This window comes from Actinomadura flavalba DSM 45200, assembly GCF_000374305.1.
In the GTDB taxonomy this organism is placed as follows: domain Bacteria; phylum Actinomycetota; class Actinomycetes; order Streptosporangiales; family Streptosporangiaceae; genus Spirillospora; species Spirillospora flavalba.
In genome coordinates, this window is the sequence record NZ_KB894098.1 from 145,530 (window position 1) to 158,625 (window position 13,096).

At 73.7% G+C, this 13,096-nt stretch carries 14 protein-coding genes; 2 read left to right on the plus strand and 12 right to left on the minus strand.

What is annotated here, in order from left to right; genetic code table 11:
* Positions 1–105: 105 nt before the first annotated feature.
* From C229_RS0121325 to C229_RS0121345, 5 genes are all read right to left on the minus strand, one after another.
* Positions 106–1,941 (minus strand): phosphoenolpyruvate carboxykinase (GTP), encoded by a 1,836-nt coding sequence (locus tag C229_RS0121325; protein WP_018657139.1) that lies wholly within the window; start codon positions 1,939–1,941, stop codon positions 106–108.
* 175 nt (positions 1,942–2,116) lie between these two features.
* Positions 2,117–3,169: an ABC transporter ATP-binding protein gene (locus C229_RS0121330; RefSeq protein ID WP_018657140.1), complete on the minus strand. Its 1,053-nt coding sequence runs from the start codon at positions 3,167–3,169 to the stop codon at positions 2,117–2,119.
* Entirely contained in the window at positions 3,166–3,990 is an 825-nt protein-coding gene (modB, locus tag C229_RS0121335; RefSeq protein WP_018657141.1) for a molybdate ABC transporter permease subunit, read from the minus strand. Before modB ends, C229_RS0121330 begins: the two co-directional genes overlap by 4 nt.
* Entirely contained in the window at positions 3,987–4,757 is a 771-nt protein-coding gene (gene modA, locus C229_RS0121340) for a molybdate ABC transporter substrate-binding protein (protein ID WP_018657142.1), read from the minus strand. Before modA ends, modB begins: the two co-directional genes overlap by 4 nt.
* A gap of 18 nt (positions 4,758–4,775) precedes the next feature.
* Positions 4,776–5,168, minus strand: a complete 393-nt coding sequence (locus C229_RS0121345) for a TOBE domain-containing protein (RefSeq protein WP_018657143.1) — start codon at positions 5,166–5,168, stop codon at positions 4,776–4,778.
* A 167-nt stretch (positions 5,169–5,335) separates the two neighbouring features.
* Here C229_RS0121345 and C229_RS0121350 point away from each other — a divergent pair, with 167 nt between their 5' ends.
* Positions 5,336–6,310 (plus strand): alpha/beta hydrolase, encoded by a 975-nt coding sequence (locus C229_RS0121350; RefSeq protein ID WP_240487363.1) that lies wholly within the window; start codon positions 5,336–5,338, stop codon positions 6,308–6,310.
* Here the strand turns inward: C229_RS0121350 and C229_RS0121355 are convergent.
* The gene (locus C229_RS0121355; protein ID WP_081639979.1) at positions 6,307–7,461 is read right to left on the minus strand and encodes a nitric oxide synthase oxygenase; all 1,155 of its coding nucleotides are present in this window, start codon (positions 7,459–7,461) and stop codon (positions 6,307–6,309) included. The genes C229_RS0121350 and C229_RS0121355 overlap by 4 nt on opposite strands.
* Before the next feature lie 383 nt (positions 7,462–7,844).
* The gene (locus tag C229_RS0121360) at positions 7,845–8,210 is read right to left on the minus strand and encodes an MmcQ/YjbR family DNA-binding protein (protein ID WP_018657146.1); all 366 of its coding nucleotides are present in this window, start codon (positions 8,208–8,210) and stop codon (positions 7,845–7,847) included.
* Between the two features lie 135 nt (positions 8,211–8,345).
* On the opposite strand from C229_RS0121360, the gene C229_RS31370 reads away from it, so the two are divergent.
* Positions 8,346–9,050, plus strand: a complete 705-nt coding sequence (locus C229_RS31370; protein WP_018657147.1) for a hypothetical protein — start codon at positions 8,346–8,348, stop codon at positions 9,048–9,050.
* A 4-nt stretch (positions 9,051–9,054) separates the two neighbouring features.
* Here the strand turns inward: C229_RS31370 and C229_RS0121370 are convergent, their stop codons facing one another.
* The 5 genes from C229_RS0121370 to aroH form a co-directional block, all read right to left on the minus strand.
* On the minus strand, positions 9,055–9,255 hold the full coding sequence (locus tag C229_RS0121370; RefSeq protein WP_018657148.1) for a hypothetical protein: 201 nt from the start codon (positions 9,253–9,255) through the stop codon (positions 9,055–9,057).
* Positions 9,256–9,416: 161 nt separating this feature from the next.
* Complete coding sequence (gene der, locus C229_RS0121375; protein ID WP_018657149.1) at positions 9,417–10,814, minus strand: ribosome biogenesis GTPase Der; 1,398 nt, start codon at positions 10,812–10,814, stop codon at positions 9,417–9,419.
* 39 nt (positions 10,815–10,853) lie between these two features.
* The gene (gene cmk, locus C229_RS0121380; RefSeq protein ID WP_018657150.1) at positions 10,854–11,516 is read right to left on the minus strand and encodes a (d)CMP kinase; all 663 of its coding nucleotides are present in this window, start codon (positions 11,514–11,516) and stop codon (positions 10,854–10,856) included.
* Positions 11,517–11,629: 113 nt separating this feature from the next.
* Positions 11,630–12,727 carry a prephenate dehydrogenase gene (locus C229_RS0121385; RefSeq protein ID WP_018657151.1) on the minus strand — a complete coding sequence of 366 codons (1,098 nt, stop codon included), beginning with the start codon at positions 12,725–12,727 and terminating at the stop codon, positions 11,630–11,632.
* On the minus strand, positions 12,724–13,086 hold the full coding sequence (gene aroH / locus C229_RS35525; RefSeq protein WP_026314020.1) for a chorismate mutase: 363 nt from the start codon (positions 13,084–13,086) through the stop codon (positions 12,724–12,726). The genes C229_RS0121385 and aroH overlap by 4 nt, the downstream gene beginning before the upstream one ends.
* Positions 13,087–13,096 lie beyond the last annotated feature (10 nt).

A 13,096-nucleotide genomic window follows, 5' to 3' on the forward strand; every position in this document is an offset into this window, starting at 1 on the left:
TGTCCGCCGACAACACCAAGAAGTGGTCCCGGTTATGCCATAACGCCTGCAACGCGGACGGCCCGCGACCGTGGGGTCGCGGGCCGTCCGGCGTGCCGTGCGGGGTCAGCCGCCGAGGCGGTTCACCAGCGCGTTGTACTCGTCCCACAGCTCCTTGGGCAGGTGGTCCCCGAAGGTGTTGAAGTGGTCGGGGACCAGCGCGGCCTCCTGCTTCCACACCTCGGTGTCCACCGTGAGCAGGGTGTCGAGGTCGGCCTCGTCCATCTCCAGCCCGTCGGTGTCGAGGGCGGCCCTGGTCGGCAGGTGGCCGATCGGGGACTTGACCGCGTCCGCCTGGCCGTTGAGGCGCTCGACGATCCACTTCAGGACGCGGCTGTTCTCACCGAAGCCGGGCCAGATGAACTTGCCCTCGGCGTTCTTGCGGAACCAGTTGACGTAGTAGATGCGGGGCAGCTTCTCCGCGTCCGTCGCCTGGCCGACCTTGATCCAGTGGGCGAAGTAGTCGCCCATGTTGTAGCCGCAGAACGGCAGCATCGCGAACGGGTCGCGGCGCAGCTCACCGACCGTGCCCTCGGCGGCGGCCGTCTTCTCCGAGGCGATGTTGGAGCCGAGGAAGACGCCCTGCTGCCAGTCGAACGACTCGGTCACCAGCGGCACGGCGGTCGCGCGGCGCCCGCCGAACAGGATCGCGGAGATCGGCACGCCGTTCGGGTCCTCCCACTCCGGCGCGATGATCGGGCACTGCCCGGCCGGGGTGGTGAAGCGGGCGTTGGGGTGCGCGGCCGGGGTGCCGGACTCCGGCGTCCAGGCGTTGCCCTTCCAGTCGGTGAGGTGCGCGGGCGGCTCCTCGGTCAGGCCCTCCCACCACACGTCGCCGTCGTCGGTGAGCGCGACGTTGGTGAAGATGCTGTTGCCCCAGAACGTCTGGACGGCGTTGGCATTGGTGTCCTCGCCGGTGCCGGGGGCGACGCCGAAGAACCCGGCCTCGGGGTTGATCGCGTAGAGGCGGCCGTCCTCACCGAAGCGCATCCAGGCGATGTCGTCGCCGATGGTCTCGACCTTCCAGCCCGGGATGGTCGGCTCCAGCATGGCCAGGTTCGTCTTGCCGCACGCCGAGGGGAACGCGGCGGCGACGTAGCGGGACTCGCCCTGCGGCGGGGTCAGCTTGAGGATGAGCATGTGCTCCGCGAGCCAGCCCTCGTCGCGCGCCATCGTGGAGGCGATGCGCAGCGCGTAGCACTTCTTGCCCAGCAGCGCGTTGCCGCCGTAGCCGGACCCGTAGGACCAGATCTCCCGGGTCTCGGGGAAGTGCGAGATGTACTTGGTGGAGTTGCACGGCCACGGCACGTCGGCCTGACCCGACTCCAGCGGCGCGCCGACCGAGTGCACGGCCTTGACGAACGAGCCGCGCTCCTCGATGAGGCGCAGCGCGCCCTCGCCCATCCGCGTCATGATCTTCATGGAGACCACGACGTACGGGGAGTCGGTGATCTCGACGCCGAGCTGGGAGATGTTGCCGCCCAGCGGGCCCATGCAGAACGGCACCACGTACATGGTGCGGCCCTTCATGGAGCCGGCGAAGATCTCACCGAAGGTCGCGCGCATCTCCGCCGGGGCGACCCAGTTGTTCGTCGGGCCCGCGTCCTCCTCCTTCTCGGAGCAGATGTAGGTGCGGTCCTCGACGCGCGCCACGTCGCTGGGGTCGGAGACGGCGTAGAAGCTGTTGGGCCGTTTGGCGTCGTTCAGGCGCTTGAAGGTGCCCTGCTCGACGAGGAGGCCGGTCAGGCGCTCCCATTCGGCGTCCGAGCCGTCACACCACTCGATCCGCGCGGGCTGGGTCAGCTCGGCGATCTCCCGTACCCAGCCCACGAGTTCGGCGTGGCTGGTCGGGGCCTGAGCGTTGGTCTCGGAGGCGGACGACGCAGCGACCTGGTTGGACACGGGCAACTCCTTCAGCTGTTCGCAGGATGTTTGCATCATGAACAAAAGCGAACGTCTTTGCCATTTGGTCTGGACCAATCGCGCCCGGTTTTGGGCGTTCGCGCACCCATTTGTGACCCTTCTCACCACAATATTGCCTGTTCAGCGGGGGTGGCACGGTCCTAGGGCCCGCCGATCAGGCCGGGTAGACCTGTGCGTGTTCCCCGATGACCGCCGCCCACACCTCTCCGCCCTCGGCCAGGCCGAGTTCCGCGACGGCGGCGGCCGTCACCTCGGCCGCGACGGCGTGCGCGAACGGTCCGGACGCACCGCCCAGCAGCACGCGGACGCGGTCGCCGCGGCTCTCGACGGCGTCGATCGTCGCCCGCCAGCGGGGGCCGGGCGGGCCGCCGGGCGCGGAGCGGTCCAACCGCACCGAGGATGGCGAAAAGGCAAGGAACACCTCACCTCGAAGTGAGGTCGCCATGCCCGGAAGCGGTCGGTCGCCGAGGGTGACGGCGCGGCCGTCCGCGCGGGCACGGTGCAGGTTGAGGCCGACGAGCCGGGCGACGTACGGCGTCCGGGGCCGCCGGGCGACCTCGGCCGGAGCGCCCTCCTGCACGCTGCGCCCGTCCTCGACCACCACGATCCGGTCGGCGAGGGCCAGCGCGTCCACCGGGTCGTGGGTGACCAGGACCGCCGCCCCGGCGAACCCGGCCAGGTGACGGCGCAGCGTCGCGCGGACCTCCAGGCGGGTGTGCGCGTCCAGCGCGGCCAGCGGCTCGTCGAGCAGCAGCAGCCCCGGCCGGACGGCCAGCGCCCGCGCCAGCGCGACCCGCTGCGCCTGCCCGCCCGACAGCGCGCGCGGGCGCGCCGCCGCGTACCCGGCCAGCCCGACGCGCTCCAGCCAGTCCGCCGCCTCCCGTCGCGCGGCGGCCCGCCGGACGCCCCGGCAGCGCGGCCCGAACGCGACGTTGTCCACCGCGCTGAGATGCGGGAACAGCAGGTAGTCCTGGAAGACCATGCCGATGCGGCGCCGGTCGGACGGCACGGCGCCCAGCTCCGCGCCGTCCACCCGGACGTGCCCGCCGCGCGTCGCGACGAGCCCGGCCAGCGCCCGCAGCGCGGTGGTCTTGCCCGCGCCGTTGGGCCCGAGCAGCGCGACGGTCTCGCCGGGCGCGGCGGTCAGCGCCAGGTCCAGGTGGAATCCGGGACGGTCCACCACCAGCCGGGCGTCCAGCCCGCTCATCCGGCGCCCACCCAGCGGTCGCGCAGCAGCACCAGCACGAGCACCGACACGGCGAGCAGGACGAGGCTCAGCACGATCGCCGCCTGCGGGTCGGTCTCCAGCGCGAGGTAGACGGCCAGCGGCATCGTCTGGGTGCGTCCGGGGAAGTTGCCCGCGAACGTGATCGTGGCGCCGAACTCCCCGAGCGCCCGCGCCCAGCACAGCACGGCGCCGGCCGCGACGCCGGGCGCGACCAGGGGCAGCGTGACGCGGCGGAACACCGTCCAGCGGTCGGCGCCGAGCGTGGCGGCGGCCTCCTCGTAGCGCGGGTCGGCGGCGCGCAGCGCGCCCTCGACGCTGATGACGAGGAACGGCATCGCGACGAACGTCGCGGCGAGCACGACCCCGGCGGTCGTGAACGGCAGCGTGATCCCGAACCAGAGGTCGAGCCAGCGTCCGGCCAGGCCCCGGCGGCCGAGGACGAGCAGCAGCGCGACGCCGCCGACGACGGGCGGCAGCACGAGCGGGACGGTGACGAGCGCCCGCACCAGCCGCGCGCCCGGGAACGGCACCCGGGCCAGCAGCCAGGCCAGCGGCACGCCCAGCAGCAGCGACAGCGCGGTGGCGAGTGTCGCGGTGGTCAGGGAGAGGCGCAGCGCCTCCAGCACGGCGGGTTCCAGCAGCCGGGTGCCGAGCGTGGACCAGGGCGCGCGGACGAGCAGGCCGAGCAGCGGCAGGACCAGGAACGCCAGGCCGGTCAGCGCGGGCGCCACCAGGACCCAGGGCGCCCGCCCGAGCGGACGGTCCGGGGTCCTGGCGGCGCGGCGTGCGGTGCGCGTCAAGGCTGCTCGAAGCCCGCCCTCGTCAGCGTCCCGCGCCCCTGTGCCGACAGGATCAGCTCCACGAACTCCTTGGCCAGCCCTGACTGCGGAGCCTTGGCCAGCGCGGCGATCGGGTAGTCGTTGATCGCCTTGGCCGCCTCGGGGAACGCGATCCCCTTGACCTGACCGCCGGACGCCTGCACGTCGGTGCGGTAGACGAGCCCGGCGTCGGCCTCGCCCAGCCGGACCTTGGTGAGGACGGCCTTGACGTCCTGCTCGCGGGAGACCGGCGTGACCTTGACGCCGCCCTCGGCCAGCGCGGTCTTCGCGGCGGCGCCGCACGGGACCTGCTCGGCGCACAGAACGACCTTGAGGCCGGAGCGGGCGAGGTCGTCCAGGTCGCCGACCTTGCCGGGGTCGTCCTTCGGCACCGCGATGACGAGCCGGTTCCGGGCGAACACGCGGGGCTCTCCGGCCGCTCCCCCGGCGTCGGTCACGGTCTTCATCGTGGCGGGGCTCGCGGCGGCGAACACGTCGGCGGGCGCGCCCTGGTCGATCTGCTGGGCGAGGGTGGAGCTGCCGCCGAAGTTGAACCGGACCTGGACGCCGTCGTGCGACGCCTCGAACGTCTTGCCCAGCGCGGTGAACGTCTCGGTGAGGGACGCGGCGGCGAACACGGTGAGCGTGCGGGCCGAGCCGCCGCGCGCGTCGTCGCCGGAGTCGCCGCACGCGGCGGCGGTGGAGAACAGCGCCAGCACCGCGACGACGGAACCGAGGATGCGTTTCAAAGGGGGTCTCCCGGGGGGTCAGGACGGGTCGGGGCGTTCGACGACGACGGTGGTGGACTTCACGACGGCCTCGGCGAGCACGCCGACCTCCAGCCCGAGGTCGTCGGCGGCCTCGCGGCTCATCAGCGACACGATGCGGAACGGTCCCGCCTGGAGGTCGACCTGGGCCATCACGCCGTCGCGCTGGACGCGCGTGACGATGCCGCGCATCCGGTTGCGGGCGGAGGAGAACCGCTCGGTCTCCGCGTCGGCCTGGTCGCGCAGGAAGGCGGCCAGGTCGGCGCCGGGGATGACGCGGTGGCCGTTGCCGTCGCGGTCGGCGGCGAGGCGGCCACCGTCGACCCACCGGCGCACGGTGTCGGCGCTCACGCCGAGCAGCCCGGCGGCCTCACTGATGCGAAAGCTCGTCACGCGTGGATCGTATCGTCTCGCACATACGAGGCAATGCACCGATTCGGCATCGCTTCTGCGAGCGACATCGCGGCCCCAAGACCGCAAGTGCGCTTCGTCGCCCATCGAAACCGAACCGGATTCGTGTCACGATGCGCGGAATGGCCTCTTCCCGGCTAGGAGGAAACGTGCCCCCGACGACTCTCGTGATCGACCGTCGCGGTTCGGCGAGCCTGCGGTCCCGCGTCATCGCCGGCGGCGTCCGCCGCGTCCTGCGCCCGCGGCTCGCCCGGTACGGCGCGGTGCCGTTCGACGAGGCCGCGCTGCGGCGGGTCGCGGCGTTCGACCGGTTCGCCGCCCGCGCCCGCCCGCCGCGCGGCGTCCGCACCGAGCCGGTGACCTTCGACGGGTTCGGCGCCGAGTGGGTGCACGGGCCGGGCGTGGGCCGGGCGCGCGAGCGGGTCGTCCTGTACCTGCACGGCGGGGCGTGGGTCTGCTGCGGGCTCAACACGCACCGCCGCATGATCGCCCGGTTCGGCGCGGCGGCGGGCGTCCCGGCCCTGTCGGTGGACTACCGGATGATCCCGGCGGTGCCGTTCGAGCGGGAGGTCGAGGACTGCGTCACCGCCTACCGGTGGCTGCTGGAGGACCGCGACCCCGCCGACATCGTGATCATGGGCGACTCGGCGGGCGGTCATCTGACGTTCGCCACCGCGCTGCGCGCCCGCGAGGAGGGGCTGCCGCAGCCCGCCGCGCTCGTCGCGGTGTCCCCCATGCTCGACATGGACCTCACCAGCAAGCTCGCCCACGCCAACACGCTGCTGGACCCGTCGGCCCCGGCGGCGCTGCTGGAACGGCTCGTCGAGGCGCACCTGTCCCACCTGGACCTGACCGACCCGGCCGTCTCCCCCATCCGCGCCGACCTGTCCGGGCTGCCGCCGACGCTGCTGACGGCCGGCTCCACCGAGCTGCTGTTCTGCGACTCGGAGGAGATGGCCCGGCGCCTCGCCGACGCCGGGGTGCCCGTCACCTTCCAGGTCTGGGACCGGCAGATCCACGTCTTCCAGATGTTCGGCCCGCTGCTGCCCGAGTCCCGCGCGGCGATCCACGAGATCGGCGTCTTCGTCCGCGCGGCGTTCGCCCGCGCCGCCGCCGGGTGCTAGGGGATCGCGGGCGCGCTGTAGGGGGCCGGGCGGCGGGTGAAGGACGGGGTCAGCTCCACGTCGTCGTAGTACCGGTGGAAGACCGGCGTCGCCGAGCCCGACAGCGGCGGGACGATCCACGACCAGTCCGCCGGGCAGGTGCGGCCCGCCGCCTCCTCGCGCTCCAGGTGGGTGAGGAACCGGCGGGACTCGGTGTGGTGGTCGGTGATGGCGACCCCGGCGGCGCGGAACGAGTGCAGGACGGCGACGTTCAGCTCGACCAGGGCGCGGTCGCGCCAGAGCGTCGCGTCGTCGGAGACGTCCAGGCCGAGACGTTCGGCGACGGGCATCAGCAGGTTGTAGCGGTGCGTGTCGCCCAGGTTCCGCGCGCCGATCTCGGTGCCCATGTACCAGCCGTTGAACGGCGCCGCCGGATACGTCACGCCGCCGATCTCCAGGTTCATGTCCGACACGGCCGGAACGGCGTACCAGCGCAGCCGCAGGTCGGCGAACCACGAGAAGTCGGGATGGACGAGCGGCACCTCCAGCACGGTGCCGGGCGGCAGGTCGAACCGGCGCGGCGCGCGGCCCGCCTGCTCGACGATCAGCGGCAGCACGTCGAACGGGGTGCCCGCGCCGCGCCAGCCGAGCGCGCTCGCCGCCTCGGTGAGCGCGCGGTTGGCGGGGTCGCCGGTGCCGTCCGGGTGACCGGCGTAGCGGATGAGCTGGTCGTTCCAGATGCGCGGGCCGGGCGCGCCCGGCGCGTCGGGCGCGAACACGGTGATCGTCGGCCGGATGCGCCCGCCGCGCGTGGCGCCGCGCAGGTGCGCCGCGCACTCGGCGGCGACGCTTGCCGCGTCGCGCACGTTGCGCAGGTCGCGGACGCGCAGGCTGCGCCAGTAGAGCCGCCCGATGCACCGGTGCGCGTTGCGCCAGGCGACGCGCGCGCCGTGGGCCAGCTCCTCGGGCGTGTGCCGGTAGGTGCCGGTGGCGGCGATCTCGGCGCGGACCCGGGCGAGCCGGGCGTCCAGCGGCCCGGCCCGGTCGTCCTCGGCGTGGAAGGCGCGCAGGAACTCCTCGGCGGCCTCCTCCACGGCCCGGTCGGCGCCGTCCGCCGGAACCGGCGCGGCGGGGGTGGAACGACCGAGCGCGATACGTCCGAATAGTGCCATTAGCCCACCTATGCCCGAAGTGTAGTGATGTGATCACTTAACGTCACAGCATGGCATGGAACTCCGCACGCATCCGGCGCTTTCCCAACATTCGGCACGCACGTCCGAACCCGGCCCCCGGCGGGCCGCATCTCGACATCGCGAAATCCCGCGAGAAACGCAGGCGGTCGCCGCCACGATCCGGCGATCGGCCGCCCCGTCACGCTCACCGGCCACCACCGACCGACGCAACACAGGCGCCCGCACCCGGCTCCACCCGCCGCGCGGAGATCATCCGGGCCGCCCCGAACGCGACGAGCCGGGGCTACCTCTGCGTCCCGGCCCCGCTCGGCTCGGTCACCGGCGTGGACCTGGACGCGCCGGGTTCCGGGCGTGCCGATCCGTTAGGACGGCTCGTCGAGCAGCGCGGCGAGCCGCTTGGGCGCCACGACCCGGTAGGCGTCGGTGACGATCTCGGCGATCTCGTCCCAGTCGACCGGGACGTCGAGGTAGACGCCGAGCCAGCCGCGATGCCCCACGTAGGGCGGCCGGTGGAAGCGGTCCGGAGACGACTCGACCAGCGCCTCCTGGGCACCGGGCGGCGCCGCGCACCAGAAACCGAGCCGATCGTCGTGGTGATGGTCGGCGTAGGTGACGAACAGCTTCTTGTCGCGGACGAACCAGGCGGGCTCACCGTGGCTCACCCGCTCGGTCGCCTCGGGCAGGCCCAGGCAGATCGCGCGCAGCCGGACCAGCGGATCTTCGCTCATCCCCCCACGGTAGAACGCGGCACCGACAGTCCCCGGAGCGCCGTCCGCGCAGGCGGCGGCGCCGGTCGGCTTGGACTGCGAACGCCGGGGTAAAGGGGGCACAAAATTCGGAACCATCACCCCGGGAGGGTGATCATGACGGGAACCATGCGCGCCCCGCGCAGCCGGGGCGCTCTGAGCGGCGTGCTGCTCGTGCTGTTCGGGCTGTGGGGCGGCCTGCTGCCCTTCGTCGGGCCGTACTTCGACTTCGGTTTCGCGCCGGACGCCACCTGGGTCTCCACGGACGCGCGGCTCCAGCTCAGCGTCGCGCCCGCCGTCGCGACCGTGCTCGGCGGGCTGATCCTGCTCGCCGCCGCCAACCGCGCCCTCGCGACGTTCGGCGCGGCGCTGGCCGCGCTCGCCGGTGTCTGGTTCGCCGTCGGGCACCAGGTCGGCGCGCTGTGGGACGCGGGCACCGTCGGCGAACCCCTCGGGACGGGCCAGGGCGTCCGGATCGCCGAGTCGCTGAGCGGCTTCACCGGGCTCGGCGTCGTCATCGTGTTCTACGCGGCGCTGGCGCTCGGCCGGTTCGCCGTCGTCGGCGTCCGCGAGGCCCGCCGCGCCGAGGAGGAGACCCGGCCGCACGTCGAGGAGTACGAGCGCGGGCCGTTCGTGCCCGGCGGTCCGGCGCCCCGGACGAACACCGAGGCGGGCAGCACGCAGCCGATCGCGGTGCCGTCCAAGGGCCGCTACGGACGCGAGGACGACGCGCCCGAGCCGCCGCCGCTGCCCCGCCGCCGTGACCGCGCCGCCGCGCCCGAGGACGGCGACGAGCGCGTCGCGGGCAGCCCTCCGCGCTGACCGCTCAACGGTTACGGGACCGCATGTTGCGCTCGCTCTTGCCGGTCTCGTAACCGTTCTTCTCGTGCACCTCGACGTCGTCGCGGTCGGTGAACATCGCCACGAACCCGATCAGCAGCCCGACCCCGCCGATCCACGGTTCACGCCACAGGAAGCTCAGCGCCACACACACGCCCGCCACCGTCAACAGGAGCAGAAGCTTCACGGACCGTACCCCCAGCGCGTCAGGGTCCTGCGGTAATGGAGAACTTACCTCCGCTGCATGGTGACACACCGGCCCCGCCCAGAGAAGAGACGCCCGCGCGCCCGGGTGCGGTGACCTCACCCCTCGCACGCCGGACGGGCGAGGGGTGAGACGGTTCGCGGCTACTTTCTCTTGCCTCGCTTCTCGCGGATTTTCATCGTGATGTCCAAGGGGGTTCCGGCGAAGCCGAACTCCTCGCGGAGGCGGCGTTCGATGAAGCGGCGGTAGCCCTCCTCCAGGAAGCCCGTCGTGAACAGGACGAAGCGCGGCGGGCGCACGCCCGCCTGCGTCGCGAACAGCACGCGCGGCTGCTTGCCGCCCCGGATCGGGTGCGGGTGGGAGTTCACCAGGTCGGCGAAGAACTGGTTCAGCTTCGACGTCGGCACGCGCGTGCCCCACCCGTCCAGCGCCGTCTCCAGCCCCGGCACCAGCTTCTCCATGTGCCGCCCCGTCTTGGCCGACACGTTGACGCGCGGCGCCCACCGCGCGTTGTGGAGCTGCCGGTCGATCTCGCGCTCCAGGTACTCGCGGCGCTCCTCGTCCAGCAGGTCCCACTTGTTGTACGCCAGGACGAGCGCGCGGCCCGAATCGATCACCATGGAGATGATGCGCAGGTCCTGCTCGGCCAGCGGCTCGGTCGCGTCGACCAGCACCACGCCGACCTCCGCGCGCTCCAGCGCCGACTGCGTGCGCAGCGTCGCGTAGAAGTCGGCGCCCTGGTTCTCCCGGTGGCGGCGGCGGATACCGGCGGTGTCGATGAACCGCCACACCTTGCCGCCGAGCGTGATCTCCTCGTCGATCGGGTCGCGGGTGGTGCCCGCCACCGAGTCGACAACGGCGCGGGTCTCCCCCGCGAGCTGGTTCAGCAGGCTCGACTTGCCGACGTTGGGACGCCCCAGCAGCGCCACCCGGCGCGGCCCGCCCACCTCGTCGAACGTCTCCCGGGGCGCCTCCTGCGGCAGCGCCGCCAGCACCGCGTCGAGCAGATCGCCGCTGCCGCGCCCGTGCAAGGCGCTCACCGGCCACGGCTCACCGATGCCGAGCCCCCACAGCGCCGCCGCGTCGGCCTCGGCACCGATGTCGTCCACCTTGTTGGCGACCAGCACCACCGGCTTGCCGGAACGCCGCAGGATCTCCACGACGGCCTCGTCCACGTCGGTGGCGCCGACCGTGGCGTCCACGACGAACATGACGACGTCCGCCAGATCCACCGCCAGCCGCGCCTGCTCGGCGATCGCCGCCGCGAGGCCCTGCGCGTCGGGCAGCCAGCCGCCGGTGTCCACGACGGTGAAGCGGCGCCCGCTCCACGTCGCGTCGTAGGCGACACGGTCGCGCGTGACACCCGGAACGTCCTCCACGACCGCCTCGCGGCGGCCGATGACGCGGTTCACCAGGGTCGACTTGCCGACGTTGGGGCGGCCGACCACGGCCACCACCGGCGCCGGCGGCGCGTCCGGACCGTACCCGTCGGCGTCGAACCCCTCGACGCCGACAGCGGTCTCGTACTCGTTCTCACTCACTGCACGTCTCCCACGGGTCGCGGCACGGGGCCGGACCGCTCATGTCTGTTCTTTGGCGAGGCGGACGACCGCCTCGATGACCTCGGCGAGGCTCAGCTCGGTCGAGTCGATCTCGGTGGCGTCCGCCGCCTTGGCCAGCGGGGACGCCTTGCGGGTGGAGTCGAGCCGGTCGCGGCGGGCCTGCTCGGACTGCGTCAGCGTCACCGTCGCGGACGGGTCGGCGGCCAGGTCGCGGGCACGGCGCTGGGCGCGCGCCTCCTCGCTGGCCGTCAGGTACACCTTGACGGGCGCGTCCGGCGCGACGACCGTGCCGATGTCGCGGCCCTCCACCACGATGCCGCCGCCCGCGATGGCCTCGCGCTGCAACGCCACCAGCCGCGCGCGCACCTCCGGCACGGCGCTGACCGCCGACACCGCGTTGGTGACCTCGCGGGTGCGGATCGGCGCGGACACGTCCCGGCCGTCCACGGTGATGGACGGCGCGTCCGGGTCGGTGCCGGACACGATGACCGGGTCGGCGGCGCGGGCCGCGACCGCCGCCGGGTCGTCCACGGGGACGCCCTGGTCGAGCATCCACCACGTGACGGCGCGGTACATGGCGCCGGTGTCGAGGTAGCGCAGCCCGAGCGCGCGGGCGACGCCCTTGGAGGCGCTGGACTTGCCCGACCCCGAGGGGCCGTCCATGGCGATGACGAGCGACACGATCGCTCCCTTTCGGTGTTCGGTGAGGGGGACGGCGCGCCCACGCGCGGCTCCCCCGCGCGGTCAGGCCCCGACCGCCCAGATTACCGGTCCGAAAGGACCCCGATCGCCGTTCAGCGCGGGACGGACCAGCCCCGCGACCGCAGCTCGTCGGCCAGCTTCCCCGCCGCCTCCGGCCGGACGGCGATCTCCAGCACGCCGAGCGGACGCCCGCGCGCGTGCTCGATCGTCACGTCCTCGATGTTGACGCCCGCGACCCCGGCCGCCTGGAAGATCATCGCCAGTTCGCCGGGCCGGTCAGGGATGACGACCGAGACCGTCGCGAACTCCTTCGCCCCGTCGCCGTACTTGCCGGGCAGCCGCGACCGGCCCGCGTTGCCGCGCAGCAGCAGGTCGGCGACGTGCGCCGCCGCGCCGTCGCTGCCGTCGCGCAGCAGCGACGCCGCCACCGCCAGGTCGGTCGCGACCGACTCCAGCACGGCGGCGACCGGCGCCGCGTTGGCCGACAGGATGCCGATCCACAGCCGGGGGTCGCTGGCCGCGATGCGGGTCACGTCGCGGACGCCCTGCCCGGCCAGGCCGAGCGCGGTGTCGTCGGCGCCGGTGAACCGGGCCGCGACCGCCGCCGACACCACGTGCGGGGCGTGCGACACCAGCGCGACCGCGCGGTCGTGCTCGTCGGCGGGCACCACGACGGTCTCGGCGCCGCACGCGCGGGCCAGCTCCGTCACCGCCGCGACGGCGCCGGGGGTCGCCGCGTCGGTCGGGCACAGCGCCCACGGACGGCCCAGGAACAGGTCGAACCGGGCCGCCGCCGGGCCGGACCGCTCGCTGCCCGCCAGCGGATGCCCCGCCACGAACACCGACAGGTCGCAGCCCAGCTCGGCCGCCTGCGCCAGCGGCAGCGCCTTGACGCTCGCCACGTCGGTGTAGACGCGGGCCAGGCCGCGCTTCTGCGCGTCCAGCAGCGTCACCGCGACCGCCGCCGGAGGCACCGCCAGCACCGCCACGTCGGCGGGGGCGGCCTGCGCCCCGGACGGCAGCGGGTCGCCCGCGCCCAGCTCCACCGCGAGCGCCAGCGCGCCCTCGTCGCGGTCGGTCAGCAGCACCTCGGCGCCGCGCTCGCGCAGCGCCAGCGCGATCGACGTCCCGATCAGCCCGGTGCCGACGATCACGACCCGTCCCGGGACCGCGCCGCCCTCCGCGCTCACTGCGCGATGTCCAGCCGCAGGGCGGCGGCGCCGCGCAGGTACACGTGCTGGATCTCCGCGCGCGGACGCTCCGTCGCGGCGTGCGCCAGCAGCCGGACGATCCGCGGCAGCGCGTGCGGCACCGCGATCTCCGCCGCGCACAGCAGCGGCACGTCGGTGAACCCGAGCTTGCGCGCCGCCAGCGCCGGGAACTCGGCGGTGAGGTCGGGTGTGGCCGTGAACAGCACACTGATCACGTCGTCCGTGCCGAGCCCGTTGCGGCTCATCACCGCCTCGACCAGCTCCGACGTCGCCGCCAGGATCTCGTCCCGGTCGTCGGAGCCGACCTGCGTCGCCCCGCGCACCGCCCGTACCGCCACAGTTCGTCTC